This is a genomic window from Pseudomonas sp. NY8896 (genome assembly GCF_039634505.1).
In genome coordinates this window covers 5,622,484-5,643,935 of sequence record NZ_CP132350.1, presented here as the reverse complement: position 1 = coordinate 5,643,935, position 21,452 = coordinate 5,622,484, and the positions used below count along the sequence as shown (strand labels likewise).

The window sequence follows — 21,452 nt, the reverse complement described above, 5'->3', positions numbered from 1 at the left end:
GAAGGCAACACCCAACAGCAGGCAAAAGATCTGCAAACAACAAGAGGAAGGACCACCTTGAGCACTGCCGGCAAATCGATCCTGATGGTCGACGACGACCAGGAAATCCGCGAACTGCTGCAAACCTACCTGAGTCGCTCCGGCTTTCAGGTGCATGCCGAAGCCGACGGCAAAGGCTTTCGCCGTGCGCTGGAAAGCACGCCCTGCGACCTGGTCATCCTCGATGTCATGCTGCCCGACGAAGACGGCTTCAGCCTGTGCCGCTGGGTACGCCAGCACCCGCGCCAGGCGCGCGTGCCGATCATCATGCTCACCGCCAGCTCCGACGAGGCCGACCGGGTCATTGGCCTGGAACTGGGCGCCGACGACTACCTGGGCAAACCGTTCAGCCCCCGTGAACTGCAAGCGCGAATCAAGGCCCTGCTGCGTCGCGCCGAATTCGGCCAGGCGGCGCCGGGCAGTGCGGTGCTGGCCTTCGATGACTGGCGCCTGGACACGGTCAGCCACCGCCTGTTCCATCACGACGGTGAAGAGGTGATTCTTTCTGGCGCCGACTTTGCCCTGCTCAAGCTGTTTCTCGACCATCCGCAGCAGATTCTCGACCGCGACACCATCGGCAACGCCACCCGTGGTCGCGAGCCGATGCCGCTGGACCGCATCGTCGACATGGCGGTCAGCCGCTTGCGCCAGCGTCTGCGTGATACCGACAAGCCACCCCGGCTGATCCGCACGGTACGCGGCAGTGGCTACCTGTTGGCGGCGCATGTCTGCAGTGCGCCCTGAGCGGCGCTGGCGCCTGCTGCCGCGCTCATTGCTGGGGCGTATGCTGCTGCTGACCTTGTTGGTTGTGCTGCTGGCCCAAGGCCTGTCGAGCATCATCTGGGTTGCCCAACTGCGGGCCAGCCAGTTGCAGGGCCTGCGCGCCAGTGCCAGCAGCCTGGCCCACTCGATGAGCGCCAGTGTAAGTTACTTCCGCTCGCTGCCGGTGGCCTATCGGCCGATGGTGCTCGACCAGTTGCGCAGCATGGGTGGCACGCGCTTTTTCGTGTCGCTCAACGCCAAGCCGCTGGACATGCCGGTATTGCCCATTACCCCACGCAAGCAGGCGGTGATCGATGTGTTCCAGCAGGTGCTGCACGAGCGCCTGGGGTCGCAGATGGACATCTCCGTGGAGTTCGTCGCCCCCGACGACCTGCGTATCTTCAACAGCGGCCTTAAGCTAGACGAGCTGCCACGTTCTTGGGCGCATTACTCGTTGACCCTGGAGCCGCTCAACCCGCCGGTGCTGGTGACGCAGATTCGCCTGGGCGAGGGTGAGTGGCTGTACATCGCTTCGCTGCTGCCTGAACCCTATACCAGCCTGGAGGCCGAGCGCCTGCCACGGCAGCAGATCGGTTTCATCGTACTCACCACGGCCTTGCTGTTGTTGTTCATCGGCCTGCTGGTGCACTGGCAGAGCTGGCCGCTCAAGCGCCTGGCGCGGGCCGCACGGGAGATGTCGCTGGGCGCCGATGTGGCGCCGGTGGCGGAAGGCGGGGGTAGCGAAGTGGTCGAGGTTAGCCGGGCATTCAACAGCATGCGTGAGCGCATCAGCCGCTACCTGACCGAACGCAGCCAGCTGTTCAGCGCCATCTCCCATGACTTGCGCACGCCAATCACCCGCCTGCGCCTGCGTGTCGAACTGCTGGAGGACGAGCGCCTGCAGGCCAAGTTCAGCCAGGACCTGGACGAACTGGAGCTGCTGGTCAAAGGCGCCTTGCAGTGCGTTAAGGACACCGATATCCACGAGAACTTAGAGCCGGTCGACCTCAATCAGGTGCTGGAGATTCTGGCAGAGCCGTATCTGCGTGATGGCCGTATCACGGTCGACGGCCGGGCGCTGGCGCCTTACCCAGGCAAGCCGCTGGCGTTGCGACGCTGCATCGGCAACCTGATCGACAACGCCATCAAGTATGGCGAGCGGGCGCGGCTGCGCATCATCGACAGTGCCGAGGGCTTTGTGCTGCAGGTGGACGACCAGGGGCCGGGCGTACCGCAGCAGCAGCTGGAGCAGGTGTTCGAGCCGCATTTCCGGCTGGCAGGGCAGCAGCAGGGCTATGGGCTGGGGTTGGGGATTGCGCGCAATATCGCCCACAGCCATGGGGGCGAGGTGAGTTTGCTGAATCTGCGAGAGGGTGGGTTGCGGGTGACGTTGTACCTGCCACGGGGCGTGGAGTGAAACGCTGCGTTACCTGTACCGGCAATGTAACCAAACGATGACATTCATGCATCGCTTCGTTACCCGGCGCGGCGGGCGTGCTGTTTAGACTCCATGCAACGCAAGCGATCGACTTGCACGGCATAACAACAAGAAAGGTGTTTCGATGAATTCCACGCTCCGTCTCGCTGCCGCAATCTCCCTGGCTTCCTTACTCCCGCTCAGTGCCCAGGCTGCCGAACCCAAAGGCAGTGTCGAGGTGGTGCACTGGTGGACCTCCGGTGGTGAAAAGGCGGCCGTCGATGTGCTCAAGGCCCAGGTCGAGAAAGACGGCTTCACGTGGAAGGATGGCGCTGTCGCCGGCGGTGGCGGCGCCACGGCCATGACCGTGCTCAAGAGCCGCGCCGTAGCGGGCAACCCGCCGGGTGTCGCACAAATCAAAGGGCCAGATATCCAGGACTGGGCGGCCACCGGTTTGCTCGACGGCGAAGTGCTCAAGGATGTGGCCAAGCAAGAGCAGTGGGACACCTTGCTCGACAAGAAGGTCGCTGACAACGTGAAGTATGACGGTGACTATGTTGCCGTACCGGTAAACATCCACCGTACCAACTGGCTCTGGATCAACCCAGAAGTCTTCAAGAAGGCCGGCATCGACAAGGCGCCGGCCACGCTCGATGAATTCTATGCCGCTGCCGACAAGCTCAAGGCCGCTGGCTTCATCCCGCTCGCCCATGGCGGCCAACCGTGGCAGGACAGCACCGTGTTTGAAAGCGTGGTGCTCTCGGTGATGGGCGCGCAGGGTTACAAAAAGGCCATGGTCGACCTCGACAATGCGGCCCTGACCGGCCCGGACATGGTCAAGGCGCTGGCCGAGCTGAAAAAGGTCGCCAACTACATGGACCCGGATGGCAAAGGCCAGGACTGGAACCTGGAGGCGGCCAAGGTCATCAACGGCAAGGCCGGCATGCAGATCATGGGCGACTGGGCCAAGAGCGAATGGACCTTGGCGAAGAAGACCGCCGGCAAGGACTACCAGTGCGTGCCGTTCCCGGGTACCGACAAGGCCTTCCTCTACAACATCGATTCGCTGGTGGTGTTCAAGCAGAACAACGCAGGCACTTCTGCCGGCCAGCAGGACATTGCCCGCAAGGTGATGGGTGAGGACTTCCAGAAAGTCTTCAGCACCAACAAAGGGTCGATCCCGGTGCGCAACGACATGCTGGCCGACATGGCCAAGTATGGCTTCGATGCTTGCGCGCAGCGCTCTGCCAGTGACTTCCTGGCCGATGCCAAGAATGGCGGCCTGCAGCCGAGCATGGCGCACAACATGGCCACCACGCTGGCCGTGCAGGGTGCGTTCTTCGATGTAGTGACCAACTACATCAACGATCCCAAGGCCGATCCGGCCGATGCGGCGAAGAAGCTGGCGGCGGCGATCAAGGCTGCCCGGTAACGCGACGCCATCTCCCTTTGTAGGAGCGGCCTTGCGTCGCGATAGGGCTGCACAGCAGCCCCAAAACTGCGCACTCGATCTTCCAGGTAGGTGTTGGCCGTGAGTCTTTTGGGGCTGCTGCGCAGCCCTATCGCGACGCAAGGCCGCTCCTGCAGGGAGTGCGGCGCCTTTGAGGTGAACCATGACAACAACTACCGCCCAACTGCGGGCCTCGCCCCTGGACGCGCTTCAGCGCTGGCTGCCCAAGCTGGTGCTGGCGCCCAGCATGTTCATCGTCCTGGTGGGCTTCTACGGCTACATCCTCTGGACGTTCGTGCTGTCCTTCACCACCTCGACCTTCCTGCCCACCTACAAATGGGCAGGCCTTGCGCAATACGCCCGGCTGTTCGACAACGACCGCTGGTGGGTGGCAAGCAAGAACCTGCTGGTGTTTGGCGGCCTGTTCATTGCCATCAGCTTGGTTATCGGCGTGCTGCTGGCGGTGCTGCTGGACCAGCGCATACGCCGCGAGGGTTTTATCCGCACCCTTTACCTGTACCCCATGGCACTGTCCATGATCGTGACTGGCACCGCCTGGAAGTGGTTGCTCAACCCCGGCATGGGCCTGGACAAGCTACTGCGCGACTGGGGCTGGGAGGGCTTTCGCCTGGACTGGCTGATCGACCCTGACCGGGTGGTGTACTGCCTGGTGATCGCGGCCGTGTGGCAGGCCTCGGGCTTCATCATGGCGATGTTCCTTGCCGGCCTGCGCGGGGTCGACCCGTCGATCATCCGCGCAGCGCAAATGGATGGCGCCAGCCTGCCGCGCATCTACTGGACCGTGGTGCTGCCTAGCCTGCGCCCGGTGTTTTTCAGTGCACTGATGATCCTTTCGCACATTGCCATCAAGAGTTTCGACCTGGTGGCGGCAATGACGGCCGGTGGCCCGGGTTACTCGTCCGACCTGCCGGCGATGTTCATGTACTCGTTCACCTTCAGCCGCGGCCAGATGGGCATGGGGTCGGCCAGCGCCATCCTGATGCTCGGGGCGATCCTGGCGATCCTCGTGCCTTACCTGTATTCGGAGCTGCGGAGCAAACGCCATGCATAGCCCTGTCGACAAACCAGCGCTCAGCCTGAGCCGCATTGCCATACACGCGGTGTTGCTGATCGCTGTGGTGCTGTACCTGGTGCCGCTGGTGGTGATGCTGCTGACCAGCTTCAAGACCCCCGAAGACATCAGTACCGGCAACCTGCTGAGTTGGCCCGCGGTGATTACCGGCATTGGCTGGGTCAAGGCCTGGGGCACGGTCAGCGGTTACTTCTGGAATTCGATCATGATCACCGTGCCAGCGGTGCTGATCTCCACCATCATCGGTGCGCTGAACGGCTATGTGCTGTCGATGTGGCGTTTTCGTGGCTCGCAGCTGTTTTTCGGCCTGCTGCTGTTCGGCTGCTTCCTGCCGTTCCAGACCGTGCTGCTGCCAGCCTCGTTCACCCTCGGCAAGCTCGGCCTGGCCAGCACCACCAGCGGCCTGGTGTTGGTGCACGTGGTCTACGGCCTGGCCTTCACCACGCTGTTCTTTCGCAACTTCTACGTGAGCATTCCCGATGCGCTGGTCAAGGCCGCGCGCTTGGACGGTGCTGGGTTCTTCACCATCTTCCGCCGCATCATCCTGCCCATGTCGACGCCGATCATCATGGTTTGCTTGATCTGGCAGTTCACCCAGATCTGGAACGACTTCCTGTTCGGCGTGGTGTTCTCCAGTGGCGACTCGCAACCGATCACCGTGGCCCTGAACAACCTGGTCAACACCAGCACCGGGGCCAAGGAATACAACGTGGACATGGCGGCAGCGATGATCGCCGGCCTGCCAACCCTGCTGGTCTACGTGGTGGCAGGCAAATATTTCGTGCGCGGGCTGACAGCCGGCGCGGTCAAGGGGTAAGCCATGGCAACGCTCGAACTTCGCAATGTGAACAAGACTTACGGCAGCGGCCTGCCGGACACCCTCAAGGACATCCAGCTGTCGATCAGGGACGGCGAATTCCTGATCCTGGTCGGCCCTTCGGGCTGCGGCAAGTCCACCTTGATGAACTGCATCGCCGGCCTTGAGCAGATCACCGGTGGCGCGATCCTCATCGACGAGCAGGACGTCAGTGGCATGAGCCCCAAGGACCGCGACATCGCCATGGTGTTCCAGTCCTATGCGCTGTACCCGACCATGAGCGTGCGCGAGAACATCGAGTTTGGTCTGAAAATCCGCAAGCTGCCCCAGGCCGCCATCGACGAGGAAGTGGCGCGGGTGGCCAAGCTGCTGCAGATCGAGCACCTGCTGGCGCGCAAGCCAGCGCAGTTGTCCGGTGGCCAGCAGCAGCGTGTGGCCATGGGGCGGGCGCTGGCGCGGCGGCCGAAGATCTACCTGTTCGATGAACCTTTGTCCAACCTCGACGCCAAGCTGCGGGTCGAGATGCGCACCGAAATGAAGCTGATGCACCAGCGCCTGAAGACCACGACCGTCTACGTCACCCATGACCAGATCGAGGCCATGACCCTGGGCGACAAGGTGGCGGTGATGAAGGACGGTATCATCCAGCAGTTCGGTACCCCGCAGCAGATCTACAACGACCCGGCCAACCAGTTCGTCGCCAGCTTCATTGGTTCGCCGCCAATGAACTTCATACCGGTGCGCCTGGCCAAGCAGGATGGCCGCGTGCTGGCGCTGCTCGACAGTGGCCAGGCACGTTGCGAGCTGCCGTTGGGGTTGGCTGCCGACGAGCTGGACGGTCGCGAGATCATTCTGGGTATCCGCCCTGAGCAGATCGCCCTGGGCACCGCAGAGGGCAATGGCCTGCCGGGCATTCGCGCCGAGGTGCAGGTTACCGAGCCCACCGGGCCGGACCTGTTGGTGTTCGTCACCCTCAACCAGACCAAGGTGTGCTGCCGCCTGGCGCCGGATGTGGCGTGCCGGGTGGGTGACACCCTGAACCTGCAATTGGACCCGGCTCGGGTGCTGCTGTTCGACGCCGAAAGCGGCGAACGCGTGCACCTGGCCAGCACTGGGGCAACCGCAAAGGACAACGTGGCTCACTTCAAAGGCCGTTGAATCGTCTACACCATCAATAAGAAAAAAGAGGACGCAAAGGGATGGAACAGCGCAAACGCATCAGCACATTGGGCTCGCTGGCCTTGCTCGCCGTTGTCGGCAGCGGCGGCGTGCAGGCTGCCGAGGCTTTTTCCAGTGAGTCGAAATGGATGACTGGCGACTGGGGCGGCACCCGTACCGAGCTGCTGGAAAAGGGCTACGACTTCACCCTCGACTATGTCGGCGAGGTAGCCGGCAACCTGCACGGCGGCTACAACGACGACAAGACCGCCCGCTACAGCGACCAGTTCGCCCTCGGCGCGCACCTGGACTTGCAGAAAATACTTGGCTGGCACGATGCCGAGTTCAAGCTGGCGATCACCGAGCGCAGCGGCCGCAACCTGTCCAATGACCGCATCAGCGACCCACGCGCTGGGCAGTTCAGCTCGGTGCAGGAGGTGTGGGGTCGTGGTCAGACCTGGCGCTTGACGCAGATGTGGGTCAAGCAGAAGTACTTCGACGGCGCACTGGACGTCAAATTCGGCCGCTTCGGCGAGGGCGAGGACTTCAACAGCTTCCCTTGCGATTTCCAGAACCTGGCCTTCTGTGGCTCGCAGGTGGGCAACTGGGTCGGCGGCATCTGGTACAACTGGCCGGTCAGCCAGTGGGCGCTGCGGGTGAAATACAACATCACCCCGGAATTCTTCGTGCAGGTCGGCGCTTTCGAGCAGAACCCTTCCAACCTGGAAACCGGCAACGGCTTCAAGCTCAGCGGCAGTGGTACCAAGGGGGCGATCTTGCCGGTGGAAGCGGTGTGGTCACCCAAGGTCAACGGCCTGCCTGGTGAGTACCGCCTGGGCTACTACTACAGCACGGCCAAGGCCGACGATGTGTTTGACGACGTCAACGGCAACCCGCAGGCGCTCAGCGGCGAGGCCTTCAAGTCGCATTCCAGCAAGCACGGCTGGTGGGTGGTGGCGCAGCAGCAAGTCACCGCTCACGGTGGCGACGTCAACCGTGGCCTGAGCCTGTTCGCCAACTTCACCGTGCACGACAAGGCCACCAACGTGGTCGACAACTACCAGCAGGTGGGGCTGGTCTACAAAGGCGCCTTCGACGCCCGGCCCAAGGATGACATCGGCTTTGGCGTGGCGCGTATTCATGTAAATGACGACGTGAAAAAGCGCGCTGAACTGCTGAACGCCCAGAGTGGCATCAACGATTACGACAACCCAGGCTTCGTGCCGCTGCAGCGCACCGAGTACAACGCCGAGCTCTATTACGGCTTCCACGTCACCAACTGGCTCACCGTGCGGCCCAACCTGCAGTACATCAAAAGCCCCGGCGGGGTAGACCAGGTGGACAACGCGCTGGTCGCAGGTTTGAAGATTCAGTCGTCATTCTGAGGGCATTTGTTGTAAATTTACGCCAATCCATTTTCGGTTCCCGGCACCCACTGGCCTGCAGTGGTTGTCGGGAATAGGCCGAGACAGCGCTATCTCAAACAACAAGAGCTCTGAACCATGCCCGAACATCCGCTCCATCGCTTCTTTTCCTCGCAGCGGCCAAGGCCGACATTCGAGTGGGAGCGTTACCAGCAGCGCGATGTGCTGATCATCGATCATCCCCGTTGCCAGGCGGTATTCAGCCGCCAGGGTGCGCAGTTGCTGCACTTTCAACCGGCCGGTGAGCGGCCGTGGCTGTGGTGCGCCGAGCAGTGGCCGCAGGTAGGGGCGATTCGGGGTGGGGTGCCGGTGTGCTGGCCGTGGTATGGCCGCCACCCCAGCGAAGACCTGTGGCCGGCCCACGGTTGGGCACGCCTGCTGGATTGGAAGCTGGTGGACAGCCGCGAGGACGAGGAAGGCGTGAGCCTGAAATGGCGGCTGGACCTGTGCGACTGGCAGGTCGACCTGCATGCTCGCCTGGACAGCCGCATGGAACTGAGCCTGAGCACCGAGCATCAAGACAGCGAACCGTGTCAGTTGAGCCATGCGCTGCTGGCCTATTGGCGCATCAGTGACGTGTCCGAGATAGCGCTGTCTGGGCTAGAGGATATCGAAGGCTACGACCGCCTCAACCGCCAGGCCTGCCGTGAGGAGGGTGCGCTGAAGCTCAAGGGCGGCTGCCAGAAAGTCTACCCGAGCACGCCTCGGGTGCAGCTGCAGGACCCGGCGTGGCAGCGCGAGCTGTGCATCGACACGGGTGACAGCGACGACACCGTGGTCTGGCACCCCGGCAACCGCCCGCTGATGGGCGTGAGTGGGCGCGAGAGCCAGCGTTTCGTTTGTGTCGAGGCCGCCAGCGGCAGCGGCGAGGGCCTGAGCCTGGCGCCGGGCCAGCGTGCGCACTTGCGCTTGCAGGCGCACCGGCTCAGTTGAGTTCGTCGTCCTCGATCGGGTAGCGGCTGGCGTTGAGGCTTTCCTTGATCTTGCGCAGGTGCGGCTGGAAGTCCACGCCGCGGCGCAGGGTCATGCCGGTGGCCAGCACATCGAGCACGGTCAGCTGGATGATCCGCGAGGTCATCGGCATGTAGATGTCGGTGTCTTCCGGCAGTGGGATGTGCAGGCTCAGGCTGCAGGCATTGGCCAGTGGCGAGCCTGCGGCGGTCAGGCCCAGCACCGAGGCGCCGTTTTCGCGTGCCAGGCGCGCCACTTCGACCAGTTCGCGGGTGCGCCCGGTGTAGGAAATGATCACGAACAGGTCGCCGGTGTGCGCCACCGAGGCCAGCATGCGCTGCATCAGCACGTCGGCATGGGCTGACACCGCCAGGTTGAAGCGGAAGAACTTGTGCTGCGCATCCAGGGCCACCGGGGCCGAGGCGCCTAGGCCGAAGAAGTGGATCTGTCGGGCCTGGATCATCATGTCCACCGCACGGCTGACCTGCTGCGGGTCCAGTTGCTGGCAAGCGCCGTCGAGCGAGGCGATGGCACTGGCGAAGATCTTCTGGGTGTAGGCTGCCGGGTCATCGTCGGCTTCTACCGCACGGCTGACATAGGCGGCGCCGCTGGCCAGGCTCTGCGCCAGTTGCAGCTTGAGTTCCGGGTAGCCGCTGACGCCAAACGAGCGGCAGAAGCGGTTGACGGTCGGTTCGCTGACCTTGGCCGCCTGGGCCAGAGCAGCGATGCTGAAACGAGTGGCTTGTTGCGGGTTGAGCAAGATGACTTCGGCGACTTTGCGTTCGGCCTTGTTCAGCTCGTCGAGGCGTCCCTGGATCTGTTCCAGGAGGTTTCGCACGCGGTCCATGGGTGTGTCCTTGGGTCGGGAAGACAGCCGGCTGCGCAAGCAGCAGGCTTTTTGCACGGTCGTCTATCGTACTGTCGGTGCGGTTGGCGTACCACTTGTCTGTAACACTTGTGTGTAATGTTGTGGTTTTTACTACATTATCCCTTGAAAACCGTATGTGAAAGCGGTATTCCTAGACCAACTTTAGGAAAGAACCAACATCATGGCTGCGATCAGTGTCGAACCTTGCACCTTTGCCCTGTTTGGCGCCCTCGGCGACCTGGCATTGCGCAAGCTGTTTCCTGCGCTCTACCAGCTCGACCGGGCCAACTTGCTGCATCCGGACACCCGCCTGCTGGCCTTGGCCCGCGAGGCCGGCAGTGCGCAGGTGCATCTGGACACCATCGAGGCGCACTTGCGCCGGCATGTGCCCGAAGCCGATATCGAGCCTGCTTCGCTGGGGCGCTTCCTTGCCCGGCTGAGCTACCAGCACCTGGACTTCCTTCAGCCCGAGGGCTACCAGGCCCTGGCCGAGCAACTGCCCGGCGAGCAGCCGTTGATCGCTTACTTCGCCACCGCGGCAGTGGTGTACGGGGCCATTTGCGAAAACCTCGACAAGGTCGGGCTGGCCCCGCGCACGCGCGTGGTACTGGAAAAGCCCATCGGCCACGACCTTGAGTCGTCGCGCCGGGTCAACGATGCCGTGGCGCGCTTCTTCCCTGAAAACCGGGTCTACCGCATCGACCACTACCTGGGCAAAGAGACCGTGCAAAACCTCATTGCCCTGCGCTTCGCCAACAGCCTGTTCGAAACCCAGTGGAACCAGAATTCCATCTCCCACGTGGAGATAACCGTCGCGGAAAAGGTCGGTATCGAAGGCCGTTGGGGTTATTTCGACAAGGCCGGCCAGCTGCGCGACATGATTCAGAACCACCTGCTGCAACTGCTGTGCCTGATCGCCATGGACCCGCCCAGCGAGCTGTCCGCCGATGCCATTCGCGACGAAAAGGTGAAAGTGCTCAAGGCCCTGGCACCGATCACCGGCGACGGCCTGAGCACCCGTGTGGTGCGCGGCCAGTACATTGCCGGCTACAGCGAAGGCAAACCGGTGCCTGGTTACCTGGAAGAAGACAACGCCAACGCCCAGAGCGACACCGAAACGTTCGTTGCCCTGCGCGCCGACATCCGTAACTGGCGCTGGTCGGGTGTGCCGTTCTACCTGCGAACCGGCAAGCGCATGCCGCAGAAGCTGTCGCAGATCGTCATCCACTTCAAGGAAACGCCGCACTACATCTTCGCCCCGGAGCAGCGTTTGCAGATCGGTAACAAGCTGATCATCCGCCTGCAACCGGACGAAGGCATTTCTTTACGGGTGATGACCAAGGAGCAAGGCCTGGACAAGGGCATGCAACTGCGCAGTGGCCCTTTGCAATTGAATTTTTCCGACACCTGGCGCAGCGCAAGAATTCCGGATGCCTACGAGCGGCTTTTGCTCGAAGTGATGCGCGGCAACCAGAACCTGTTCGTGCGCAAGGACGAAATCGAGTATGCCTGGAAGTGGTGCGACCAGTTGATCGCCGGCTGGCGTAACGCGGGCGATGCGCCCAAGCCTTACGCTGCGGGCTCCTGGGGGCCGATGAGCTCGATTGCACTGATCACACGCGATGGGAGGGCGTGGTATGGGGATATCTGAACTGAAACTGCCAGCGGCCGTGAAGGCACATAGCCTGGCGGACGCCAAGGCACTGGCTGCAACCCTGGCGCACGACGTGGCCGAACGGCTGCGCGCGGCCATTGCCGCCAAGGGCCAAGCCTGCGTGGTGCTGTCCGGTGGCCGCAGCCCGGTGCCGTTCTTGGAGAAGCTGGCCAGCGAAAACCTGGACTGGGCCAAGGTCACCGTCAGCCTGGCCGACGAGCGCTGGGTACCGGTGGAGCATGCTGACAGCAATGCTGGCCTGGTGGCCCGCCACCTGTTGAAGGGCGCGGCGGCCAAGGCCCGCTTCGTTGGCCTGTACCAGCAGGCGGAAAACCTCGATGCCGCTGCGCTCAAGGCCGACCAGGGCTTGGTCGCGCTACCGCCAATCGACGTGCTGGTGCTGGGCATGGGTGACGATGGCCATACCGCCTCGCTGTTTCCGGCCAGCCCCAACCTGGAGGCAGGCCTGGACTTGGCCAGCCCGCGCCGCTGCCTGCCCTTGCTGGCGCCGAGCGTGCCGCACCAGCGCCTGTCGATGACCCGCTCGCTGCTGGCCAGTGCTGGCTTTATCGCGCTGTCCGTGCAAGGCCAGGGCAAACTCGCTACCCTGCGCGCCGCGCTGGCTGGCAACGACCTTACTGAAATGCCGATTCGCGCTTTTCTTCACGACCCCCTGGACATCTACTGGTGCCCATGAGCCAAGGATCCACAGTCATGACCACCCTCGAACGCCCACAGCCCAAGCTCTCGATGGCTGATAAAGCCGCGCGGATCGACGCCATTTGCGAAAAGGCGCGCATCCTGCCGGTCATCACCATCGCCCGTGAGGAAGACATCCTGCCGCTGGCTGATGCCCTGGCCGCTGGCGGCATCCGTACCCTGGAAGTGACCCTGCGCTCGCAGCATGGCCTGAAGGCCATCCAGGTGCTGCGTGAACAGCGCCCGGAGTTGTGCGTAGGCGCCGGCACCGTGCTTGATCGCAGCATGTTCGCCGCCGTCGAGGCTGCCGGCGCGCAGTTCGTCGTTACCCCGGGCATTACCCAGGACATTCTGCAAGCGGGCGTGGACAGTGAAATTCCGCTGCTGCCAGGCATCAGCACGCCATCCGAAATCATGATGGGTTACGCCCTGGGCTACCGTCGCTTCAAGTTGTTCCCGGCGGAAATCAGCGGCGGTGTGGCGGCAATCAAGGCCTTTGGCGGCCCGTTCGGTGATATTCGCTTCTGCCCCACGGGCGGCGTGAACCCGGCCAATGTGCGCAACTACATGGCACTGCCCAATGTGATGTGCGTGGGTGGCACCTGGATGCTCGACAGCAGCTGGATCAAGAACGGCGACTGGGCGCGGATTGAGGCGTGCAGTGCGGAGGCGATGGCGCTGCTGGACGCCAACTGAATTTGTTGTGTGCTTTACGGCTTATGGGGCGCTTGGTCGGCGCCCCTTTTTTTGTCCGGTTTTTTTGCAGTGCCTGTGCTGGCCCTTTCGCGGGCACAGGCAATAAAAAAGCCCGCATCAAACGATGCGGGCTTTCTCATGCTTGCCGTAGGGCTCAGGCCGCCTTGGCCTCCTGCTGGCTCAGCGAGCGGTTCAGCGCGCTGAACAGTGCCTTGAAGCTGGCGGTGGTGATGTTTTCATCGATGCCTACGCCATGTACCGGGCGGCCACCGGCCACGCGCAGTTCAATGTAGGCCGCTGCCTTGGCATTGGTGCCCGCACCAATGGCGTGCTCGTTGTAGTCCATGATCTCCACGGCAATCGGCAAGCCAGCCACCAGTGCTTCCAGGGCGCCATTGCCCTTGCCGCGCCAGTGCAGGGTGGTTTCGCCTTCACCGGCCACTTCCACTTCCACGGCGCTGTGGCCGTTTTCTTCCTGCAGGCGATGGCTGACCAATGCGTATGGCGCGTTGGCCTGGAGGTATTCCTTGTGCAGCAGGCTGTAGATTTGCTGGGCGGTCATTTCCAGGCCAAGGCGGTCGGTTTCACCTTGCACCACTTGGCTGAACTCGATTTGCATGCGGCGCGGCAGGCTGATGCCATATTCCTGTTCGAGCAGGTAGGTGATGCCGCCTTTGCCCGACTGGCTGTTGACGCGGATCACCGCCTCGTAGCTGCGGCCGATGTCGGCCGGGTCGATCGGCAGGTACGGCACTTCCCACCGTTCGCCTTCCTGCTGCTTGGCGAAGCCCTTGCGGATGGCATCCTGGTGCGAGCCGGAGAACGCGGTGTGGACCAGGTCGCCAACATACGGGTGGCGAGGGTGCACTGGCAGCTGGTTGCACTCTTCGACCACCTTGCGCACGCCGTCGATGTCGGAGAAGTCCAGCTGCGGGTCGATGCCCTGGGTGTAGAGGTTCAGTGCCAAGGTCACCAGGTCGACGTTACCGGTACGCTCGCCGTTGCCGAACAGGCAGCCTTCGGCGCGGTCGGCACCGGCCATCAGGCCCAGCTCGGTGGCTGCGATGCCGGTGCCACGGTCGTTGTGGCAGTGCAGGCTGATGATCACGCTGTCGCGGCGGCTGACGTTGCGGCAGAACCACTCGATCTGGTCGGCGTAGATGTTTGGCGTGGACACTTCCACGGTGGCCGGCAGGTTGAGGATGATCTTGTGTTCAGGTGTTGGGTTCCACACCTCGATGACCGCGTCGCAGACTTCCTTGGCGAATTCCATTTCGGTGGCGCTGAAGGTTTCTGGCGAGTACTGGAAGGTCCAGTGGGTTTCTGGCTGCTGGGCAGCGTATTTGACGAACAGCTTGGCCGCGTTCACCGCGATGTCCTTCACGCCTTGTTTGTCCTGATTGAAGACGATGCGGCGGAACGACGGGCTGGTGGCGTTGTACAGGTGGACGATGGCTTTCTTGGCACCGCGCAGCGACTCGAAGGTGCGGGCGATCAGGTCTTCACGGGCTTGGGTGAGCACCTGGATGGTGGTGTCGTCCGGGATGTGGCCGTCCTGAATCAGGGTGCGCACGAAGTCGAAATCGGTCTGCGAGGCAGACGGGAACGAGGCTTCGATTTCCTTCACGCCCACCTGCACCAAGGTCTTCCAGAAGCGCAGTTTCTTCTCCGAATCCATCGGCTCGATCAGCGACTGGTTGCCATCACGCAGGTCGGAGCTGCACCAGATAGGTGCTTCGGTGATGGTCTTCGACGGCCAGGTGCGGTCAGGCAGGTCGATGGTCGGGAAAGCGCGGTACTTCTTCGAAGGGTCTTTGAGCATGGTCATGGAAGCAATCCTTTTGTGTGCGGCCGAGATCGGGCCTGCCGAGCAATAACGAGATGAGGAGGCGAGGCGACGCGATTCAGCCTGGTAGTCGGGCGCTGACCAGGCAGAGGCTGCGATGTTGTCGGAGCAGGATGAGGGTGCTGAAGGTTTTCATGCCTTCAAACTTAACCAGTGGGGTGGGGGATGGCAAGTGTTCGGGGAAAATTGAGAGAAATGCTTAAAAAAAGCTGCTTGGCGAGATTTTATAGCTGGATTTTGTTAAGTGCTTCTGGATGCTTGCGTAGTATTTTTCGAAGGCGCAACCCAGAGGTTTTGCTGCAGACCGTGTGAGCCCTATCGCGGGTAAACCCGCGATAGGGCTGGCACAGGTCTCAGGGTTGGAACGCGCCAATGAAAATCGCCGGGTCCACCCGCGCATCATTCAGGCTGACGTTCCAGTGCATGTGCGGCCCGGTTGCCCGTCCGGTCGAACCTACGCGCCCGACCACCTCGCCCCGGCGCAGTTGCTGCCCCACCTGCACGTCGATCTTCGACATGTGGCAGAACATGCTGATAAAGCCCTGCCCATGGTCGACGAATACCGTGCGGCCATTGAAGAAGTAATCCCCCACCAGGATCACCTTGCCATTGGCCGGGGTCTTGATCGGCGTGCCCGCAGGCACCGCGAAGTCCAGCCCGGCATGCGGGTTGCGTTCTTCACCGTTGAAGAAACGGCGCACGCCGAACTTGCTCGACAGCGGGCCGTTGACCGGCTTGTCGAGGATCAGGTTACTCGGCAGGCTCGGGCTGAAGCTGCGGTAGGCCTTGATCTGCTCGGCCAGCTCGCGGTCGATGCGCTTGAGGTCGGCCGGGTTCGGGTTGACCTGGCGGGTGTTCTTCAGGGTAATGCGCTGCTCAGGGTACTTTTTACTGCCGACGCTGAAAGGCAGGGAGCGCCCGCCTTGGTTCAGCATTGCGGTGCCGGGCTTCTGGGTCAGCGGGATGCCGACGATGGCCAGCCAGTTGTCCTGTTCCTTCACCACCAGCACCGGCTTGCCGTCGAAACGGGCACTGGGCGCGCTGGCGGCGGGGCCCAGGTCGACCACTGCCACGCCGCCCGGGACCGGTTTGTTCAGGGTGCGGGTGATGTAGCTGGCCTGGGCGCCGCCAGCCAGCAGCAGCAGGGAAAGGGCAAGCAGGGGCGCGAACAGGCGGGGCATGTGTCAGTCCAGTAGTGAGAGGGTGACCGGGGTCTGGTGGTTGTCTTCGACCCGCACCAGCAGCTCGCCTTCGTTCAGGCGGGCGGTGAGGCGCTGGCCATTGCGGGTTTGTTCGGCGCTGCGAATGGCCTGGCCCTGGTCGTCCAGCAGGATGCTGTAGCCGCGGGCGAGGGTGGCCAGCGGGCTGACCACCTGCAGGGTTTGCAGTTGGGCCTGGAAGCGTTGGCGACGGTCTTTCAACACATCGCGCATGGCCCGTGGCAGGCGCTCGGCCAGGCTGTCCAGGCGTTGTTTCAACAGCTTCAGGTTACGCCCCGGGTGCTGCGCGGCCAGGCGGGTGTCCAGGCGCGCCAGGCGTTCGCGGCGCTGGTTGAGGTTGAGCATGAAGGCGCGACGCAGGCGCATGTCCAGGTCGTCCAGGCGCTGTGCCTGCTGACGCAAGCGCTCGCCTGGGTGGCGCAGGCGCCGGGTCAGTGACTCCAGGCGCAGGCGGTCGTGGGTCAGGCGGTTCTGCATGCGCAGGAGCAGGCGCCGCTGCAGGCCATCCAGGCGTTGCTGCAGGCCGCTGTTGTCGGGGGCCAGCAGCTCGGCGGCGGCAGACGGGGTGGGCGCGCGCATGTCGGCGACGAAGTCGCTGATCGATACGTCGGTTTCATGGCCCACGGCGCTGACTATCGGGGTGACGCAGGCGGCCACGGCACGCGCCACGGCTTCTTCGTTGAAGCACCACAGGTCCTCCAGCGAGCCGCCACCACGGGCCAGGATCAGTGCATCGAAGCCAAGGCTGTCGGCCAGGCGAATGGCGCGCACGATCTGCGCGATGGCTTCGCGGCCTTGTACTGCCGTAGGAATCAGGTTCAGTTCCACCTGCGGGGCACGGCGGCCGAACACGCTGATGATGTCGCGGATCACAGCGCCCGTGGGCGAGGTGATGATGCCGATGCGTTGCGGGTGGGCTGGCAGCGGCTTCTTGCGTTCGGTGCTGAACAGCCCCTCGGCACCGAGCTTTTCCTTCAGCGCCTCGAAGGCCAGCCGCAGGGCACCATCGCCGGCCGGCTCGACGGTGTCGAGAATCAGCTGGTAGTCGCCACGCCCCTCGAACAGCGAAACCTTGCCGCGCACCCGCACCGCCAGGCCGTCGCGCAGGGCTTGGCGCACCCGTGTGGCGTTCTGTCGGAACAACGCACAACGCACCTGGGCGCCACTGTCCTTGAGGGTGAAGTACATGTGGCCGGACGCCGGGCGGGCGAGGTTGGAGATTTCGCCTTCCACCCAGACGCTGCGGAACACGTCTTCCAGCAGCACGCGGGCGCGGCCATTGAGTTGGCTGACGGTAAGGACCTCGCGGTCCAGGCCGAGTCGTTCGAAGGGGTCTTTGATCATGGCAGGCATCATAAAGGACATCAGCCCCGGTTGTCTGTCCCGGCCCTGTCACCGCATCTGTGGTCGGACCTGTCGCGGTCGCAGCTTCAAGCCTGCATCGTCGTTACGAACTGCCGCACCATCTGCCCCGCATCGCGTCGACAGGCCAGCGCCACGGTGCTTTGGCAGTCACCCTCCAGCGCCACGAAGCTGACCGACGCCGGCGCGATTTCGCGCATGCACGCTGGCAACAGCGCCACCCCAAACCCCGCTTGAATCAGCTGCAACTGCGTCGTCTTGCGTGACAACACCTGCGCCGCCTGCGGGAAGAAGCCAGCGTCCATGCACAACGAGGCCGACAGATAGCTCAAGCCGCCGCGATCTCGGTGCGGGATGGAAATGAAGCGTTCTTCCCGCAGTCGCTCCAACTGAACTTGCTGGGCGTTGGCCAAGGGATGCCCAGCGGCGACCGCCAGCAGCAAGGGCTCGCGGAACAGTTCATGCAGCACCACACCTTCATGCTGGCGCAGCACCGGCAAACGCAGCAGGCCGATATCCAACCGCCCGCCAGCAATATCTTCCAGCTGTGCCTCCGACGATTGCTGTGCAATCTCCAGTGAAACCCCGGGGTTGTCCTTCAGGTAGTTGCCCAGGCGACCCAGCAACGGGCCTGTCACCGGTACGGTGCTGGAATGGTTCAGGCGCAGGCTGCCTTTCAGCCCGTCGCCGATGTCGCGGGTAACCCGCTCGGCCTGTGCCAGGTCGGCCAGCAAGCGGCGGGCCCGCTCCAGAAATGCCTGCCCGGCGAGTGTCAGGCGTGGCAGGCGCGCGGTGCGCTCGAACAGCGGCGTGCCCAGTTGCTGTTCCAACGCCGTGATCTGCCGGCTCAGTGCCGACTGGGCGATGTACAACCGCTCGGCGGCACCGCTGAAGCTGCCGCATTCGGCGATTTCCACGAAGTAACGCAACTGGCGGATCGACGTCATGTCATGCCTTTTCGAGATGGCTGTGGCGATAAAGGCATATTAGTCGGCATGACTCATCGCTGGCTAACCTTTGCCTGTCTTCCCAGGAACTGCCGCCATGCTTGCTCAATTGTCGTTTTCCGGCCTTGATTGGCTACCCATTCTGCTGGGTGTCGGCGTTGCCTACATCGTCTTCGGTATCGCCGGCTTTGGCACCGCGCTGGTGGCCGGCCCGGTGTTGATCCACTTCATGCCTTTGTCTCGCATCATCCCGCTGTTGGTGTTGCTGGACTTCGTCGCCGCCTTCGGCAACCTGCTGCCGTCGCGCCGGGATGTAGTGCGCGGCGAGTTGCTGCGGCTGCTGCCGTTCATGGCCCTGGGTTGCACGTTGGGCGTGGTGTTCCTGCTGCAGTTGAAGTCCGACCTCTTGCTGCTGTTGATGGGGGTGTTCGTGACCGCCTATGCGCTGTACGGGCTGGCAGTCAAAGTGCGGCCGGCCAGTCTGTCGGGCTTGTGGGCGGTGCCGATGGGGACGGCAGGCGGGTTGTTCGGGGCCTTGTTCGGTAGCGGCGGGTTTCTTTACGCCCTTTACCTGAGCGCGCGGCTGGAAGTCAAAGAGCAGGTGCGTGCCACCCAAAGCGCGCTCATCAGTTGCAGCACGGTAGTGCGCCTGACGCTGTTCCTGATTGCCGGCGTTTATGCTGACCAAAGCCTGCTGCTGCTCGCCGCCTGCTTGCTGCCAGTGATGTTCGTCGGGCTCTGGGTGGGGCGCAGGTTGACCAACCGGCTGTCCCGTGAAGCTTTCGTGCGCCTGGTCACCTGGTTGGTGCTAGCCAGCGGCCTGGCGTTGATCGGTCGCTACCTGAGCGCCTGAGCGGTAGAATTGCGCCATTACCGCAGTCTTTCAGGCTTGACCCGTTCATGAACACCCAGAGCATCATCGTTCCCAAACTGTCTACCGTCCCGGTGCACGAAGCCCGTGCCCGCGCCATCCTGCGTTGGCTGGTGCGCGAAAAGGTGGTCGAGGAACAGCTGACCACCTGTGGCCGCACCGGCAACCGCATGGGCCATGCCCTGGCGGCAGGGGCGCGCAAGGTGGCCCTGCACCCGGAAAAACTGCCTTTCGGCGCGCAGGCCAACGGCCTGGAAGTGATGCTCAAGCGCTGCATCTATACCCCCACCGAGGGCTTCCTCGAAGAAGCCGGTTGCCCGGAGTGCCGGCGCGAGGTGGGCGAGCCGCTGTTCGAAAGCCTGGAAGAGTGGATGCCGGGAGTGAGCGATAACTTCACGTGCCCGCTGTGCGGCTTCGAAGATGACATCAATGGCTTCATTTACCTGCAGCCATGTGCCTTTTCCAACCTGGGGTTCATCTTCAACAACTGGGGCGAGGCCGGGTTCACCCAGGCCTTTCTCGACAGCTTCGCCGACTGGCTCGACCAGCCGGTGGCCGTGGTACAGGTAAAACTGCCACAAGGCTGACCGAAGGCCCTTATTTTGCATTGAGCGGCGCGCCGTGCATGAGTATAATGGCGCGCTTCCATTTTTCCCGCCCGGGAGCCCCCGCGATGCTGCGTATCAGCCAAGAAGCCCTGACCTTCGACGATATCCTCCTTGTACCTGGCTATTCCGAGGTACTGCCTAATGAAGTCAGTCTCAAGACCCGTTTGACCCGTGGCATCGAGCTGAACATTCCGCTGGTTTCCGCCGCCATGGATACCGTGACCGAAGCGCGTCTGGCCATTGCCATGGCCCAGGAAGGCGGCATCGGCATCATCCACAAGAACATGACCATCGAACAGCAGGCCGGCGAAGTACGCAAGGTCAAGAAGTTCGAGGCTGGCGTGGTCAAGGACCCGATCACCATCGAGGCCGACGCCACCGTGCGCGACCTGTTCGACCTGACCCGCCTGAACAACATCTCCGGCGTTCCGGTACTGGCGAATGGCGACCTGGTCGGCATCGTCACCTCCCGTGACGTACGCTTCGAAACCCGCCTGGACGCCAAGGTCCGCGACGTGATGACGCCCAAAGAGCGTCTGGTCACTGTCCGCGAAGGCGCCGACAAGAACGAAGTCCGTGAGCTGCTGCACAAGCACCGCCTGGAAAAAGTCCTGATCGTTGACGACAAGTTCAACCTCAAGGGCATGATGACCGTCAAGGACATCGAAAAGGCCAAGGCCTACCCGCTGGCCAGCAAGGACGACCAAGGTCGCCTGCGTGTCGGCGCCGCCGTCGGCACCGGCAAGGACACCGGCGAGCGTGTTGCTGCCCTGGTAGCCGCAGGCGTTGACGTGGTGGTGGTCGACACCGCCCACGGCCACTCCAAAGGCGTGATCGACCGCGTGCGCTGGGTGAAAGAAACCTACCCGCAAGTGCAGGTGATCGGCGGCAACATCGCCACTGGCGCTGCTGCCAAGGCCCTGGCCGAAGCGGGCGCTGATGCCGTCAAGGTCGGTATCGGCCCAGGCTCCATCTGCACCACCCGTATCGTTGCCGGTGTCGGCGTGCCGCAAATCAGCGCCATCGCCAACGTCGCAGCCGCACTGGAAGGCACTGGCGTGCCATTGATCGCCGACGGCGGCATCCGCTTCTCCGGTGACCTGTCCAAGGCCATCGTTGCCGGTGCTTCCTGCGTGATGATGGGTTCGATGTTCGCCGGTACCGAAGAGGCCCCAGGCGAAGTCGAACTGTTCCAGGGCCGTTCCTACAAGGCCTACCGCGGCATGGGCTCGCTGGGTGCCATGGCACAGGCGCAAGGCTCGTCCGACCGTTACTTCCAGGACTCCTCGGCCGGCGCCGAGAAGCTTGTTCCTGAGGGGATCGAAGGCCGCGTTCCTTACAAAGGCGCCCTGGCCGCGATCATCCACCAGCTGATGGGCGGCCTGCGTTCGTCCATGGGCTACACCGGCAGCGCAACCATCGAAGAGATGCGCACCAAGCCGGAATTCGTGCGCATCACCGGTGCCGGCATGGCCGAGTCGCACGTGCATGACGTGCAGATCACCAAAGAAGCCCCTAACTACCGCGTAGGCTGAGGCTTCCAGCTACAACCTAAAGCGGGGCTGTCACG

19 protein-coding genes are annotated in these 21,452 nt (G+C 63.1%); 14 read left to right on the top strand and 5 right to left on the bottom strand.

All coding sequences use genetic code 11. The features are described 5' to 3' along the window. The first annotated feature begins 57 nt into the window (after positions 1-57). From gltR to Q9451_RS25445, 8 genes are all read left to right on the top strand, one after another. Complete coding sequence (gene gltR, locus Q9451_RS25480) at positions 58-783, top strand: two-component system response regulator GltR (protein ID WP_012270705.1); 726 nt, start codon at positions 58-60, stop codon at positions 781-783. Further along, a complete protein-coding gene (locus Q9451_RS25475; protein ID WP_012270706.1) occupies positions 764-2,218 on the top strand; it encodes an ATP-binding protein in 1,455 nt (484 codons plus the stop codon). The genes gltR and Q9451_RS25475 overlap by 20 nt, the downstream gene beginning before the upstream one ends. A 145-nt stretch (positions 2,219-2,363) precedes the next feature. Continuing rightward, complete coding sequence (locus Q9451_RS25470) at positions 2,364-3,650, top strand: ABC transporter substrate-binding protein (protein ID WP_012270707.1); 1,287 nt, start codon at positions 2,364-2,366, stop codon at positions 3,648-3,650. A gap of 181 nt (positions 3,651-3,831) precedes the next feature. After that, a complete protein-coding gene (locus tag Q9451_RS25465; RefSeq protein WP_012270708.1) occupies positions 3,832-4,740 on the top strand; it encodes a sugar ABC transporter permease in 909 nt (302 codons plus the stop codon). Further along, positions 4,733-5,578 carry a carbohydrate ABC transporter permease gene (locus Q9451_RS25460; protein WP_012270709.1) on the top strand — a complete coding sequence of 282 codons (846 nt, stop codon included), beginning with the start codon at positions 4,733-4,735 and terminating at the stop codon, positions 5,576-5,578. The genes Q9451_RS25465 and Q9451_RS25460 overlap by 8 nt, the downstream gene beginning before the upstream one ends. A 3-nt stretch (positions 5,579-5,581) precedes the next feature. Next, positions 5,582-6,736, top strand: a complete 1,155-nt coding sequence (gene ugpC, locus Q9451_RS25455; RefSeq protein WP_012270710.1) for a sn-glycerol-3-phosphate ABC transporter ATP-binding protein UgpC — start codon at positions 5,582-5,584, stop codon at positions 6,734-6,736. A gap of 41 nt (positions 6,737-6,777) precedes the next feature. Continuing rightward, positions 6,778-8,121: a carbohydrate porin gene (locus Q9451_RS25450; RefSeq protein WP_012270711.1), complete on the top strand. Its 1,344-nt coding sequence runs from the start codon at positions 6,778-6,780 to the stop codon at positions 8,119-8,121. A 117-nt stretch (positions 8,122-8,238) separates the two neighbouring features. Continuing rightward, positions 8,239-9,093, top strand: a complete 855-nt coding sequence (locus Q9451_RS25445) for a D-hexose-6-phosphate mutarotase (RefSeq protein WP_012270712.1) — start codon at positions 8,239-8,241, stop codon at positions 9,091-9,093. Here Q9451_RS25445 and hexR read toward each other — a convergent pair. Continuing rightward, positions 9,086-9,949 (bottom strand): DNA-binding transcriptional regulator HexR, encoded by an 864-nt coding sequence (gene hexR / locus Q9451_RS25440; RefSeq protein ID WP_169725179.1) that lies wholly within the window; start codon positions 9,947-9,949, stop codon positions 9,086-9,088. The two genes, Q9451_RS25445 and hexR, sit on opposite strands and share 8 nt — an antisense overlap. 211 nt (positions 9,950-10,160) lie before the next feature. Here hexR and zwf point away from each other — a divergent pair, with 211 nt between their 5' ends. The 3 genes from zwf to Q9451_RS25425 are packed head-to-tail and all read left to right on the top strand — an operon-like array spanning position 10,161 to position 13,028. Continuing rightward, entirely contained in the window at positions 10,161-11,630 is a 1,470-nt protein-coding gene (gene zwf, locus Q9451_RS25435; RefSeq protein WP_012270714.1) for a glucose-6-phosphate dehydrogenase, read from the top strand. Next, positions 11,617-12,330 (top strand): 6-phosphogluconolactonase, encoded by a 714-nt coding sequence (gene pgl / locus Q9451_RS25430; protein WP_012270715.1) that lies wholly within the window; start codon positions 11,617-11,619, stop codon positions 12,328-12,330. Before zwf ends, pgl begins: the two co-directional genes overlap by 14 nt. Positions 12,331-12,347: 17 nt before the next feature. Further along, complete coding sequence (locus Q9451_RS25425; protein WP_012270716.1) at positions 12,348-13,028, top strand: bifunctional 4-hydroxy-2-oxoglutarate aldolase/2-dehydro-3-deoxy-phosphogluconate aldolase; 681 nt, start codon at positions 12,348-12,350, stop codon at positions 13,026-13,028. A 154-nt stretch (positions 13,029-13,182) separates the two neighbouring features. On the opposite strand, the gene leuA is transcribed toward Q9451_RS25425, so the two are convergent. From leuA to Q9451_RS25405, 4 genes are all read right to left on the bottom strand, one after another. After that, positions 13,183-14,856: a 2-isopropylmalate synthase gene (leuA, locus tag Q9451_RS25420; RefSeq protein ID WP_012270717.1), complete on the bottom strand. Its 1,674-nt coding sequence runs from the start codon at positions 14,854-14,856 to the stop codon at positions 13,183-13,185. 371 nt (positions 14,857-15,227) lie between these two features. Further along, positions 15,228-16,055: a M23 family metallopeptidase gene (locus Q9451_RS25415; protein WP_012270718.1), complete on the bottom strand. Its 828-nt coding sequence runs from the start codon at positions 16,053-16,055 to the stop codon at positions 15,228-15,230. A gap of 3 nt (positions 16,056-16,058) precedes the next feature. After that, a complete protein-coding gene (gene xseA / locus Q9451_RS25410) occupies positions 16,059-17,438 on the bottom strand; it encodes an exodeoxyribonuclease VII large subunit (RefSeq protein ID WP_041166388.1) in 1,380 nt (459 codons plus the stop codon). A gap of 86 nt (positions 17,439-17,524) precedes the next feature. Next, positions 17,525-18,403 carry a LysR substrate-binding domain-containing protein gene (locus Q9451_RS25405; protein ID WP_012270720.1) on the bottom strand — a complete coding sequence of 293 codons (879 nt, stop codon included), beginning with the start codon at positions 18,401-18,403 and terminating at the stop codon, positions 17,525-17,527. A 97-nt stretch (positions 18,404-18,500) separates the two neighbouring features. On the opposite strand from Q9451_RS25405, the gene Q9451_RS25400 reads away from it, so the two are divergent. The 3 genes from Q9451_RS25400 to guaB all read left to right on the top strand — a co-directional run bounded on the left by Q9451_RS25400 (position 18,501) and on the right by guaB (position 21,417). Next, complete coding sequence (locus tag Q9451_RS25400; protein WP_012270721.1) at positions 18,501-19,256, top strand: sulfite exporter TauE/SafE family protein; 756 nt, start codon at positions 18,501-18,503, stop codon at positions 19,254-19,256. A 47-nt stretch (positions 19,257-19,303) separates the two neighbouring features. Next, positions 19,304-19,861 (top strand): hypothetical protein, encoded by a 558-nt coding sequence (locus Q9451_RS25395; protein WP_012270722.1) that lies wholly within the window; start codon positions 19,304-19,306, stop codon positions 19,859-19,861. Between the two features lie 86 nt (positions 19,862-19,947). Next, positions 19,948-21,417 (top strand): IMP dehydrogenase, encoded by a 1,470-nt coding sequence (gene guaB / locus Q9451_RS25390; RefSeq protein WP_012270723.1) that lies wholly within the window; start codon positions 19,948-19,950, stop codon positions 21,415-21,417. Positions 21,418-21,452 lie beyond the last annotated feature (35 nt).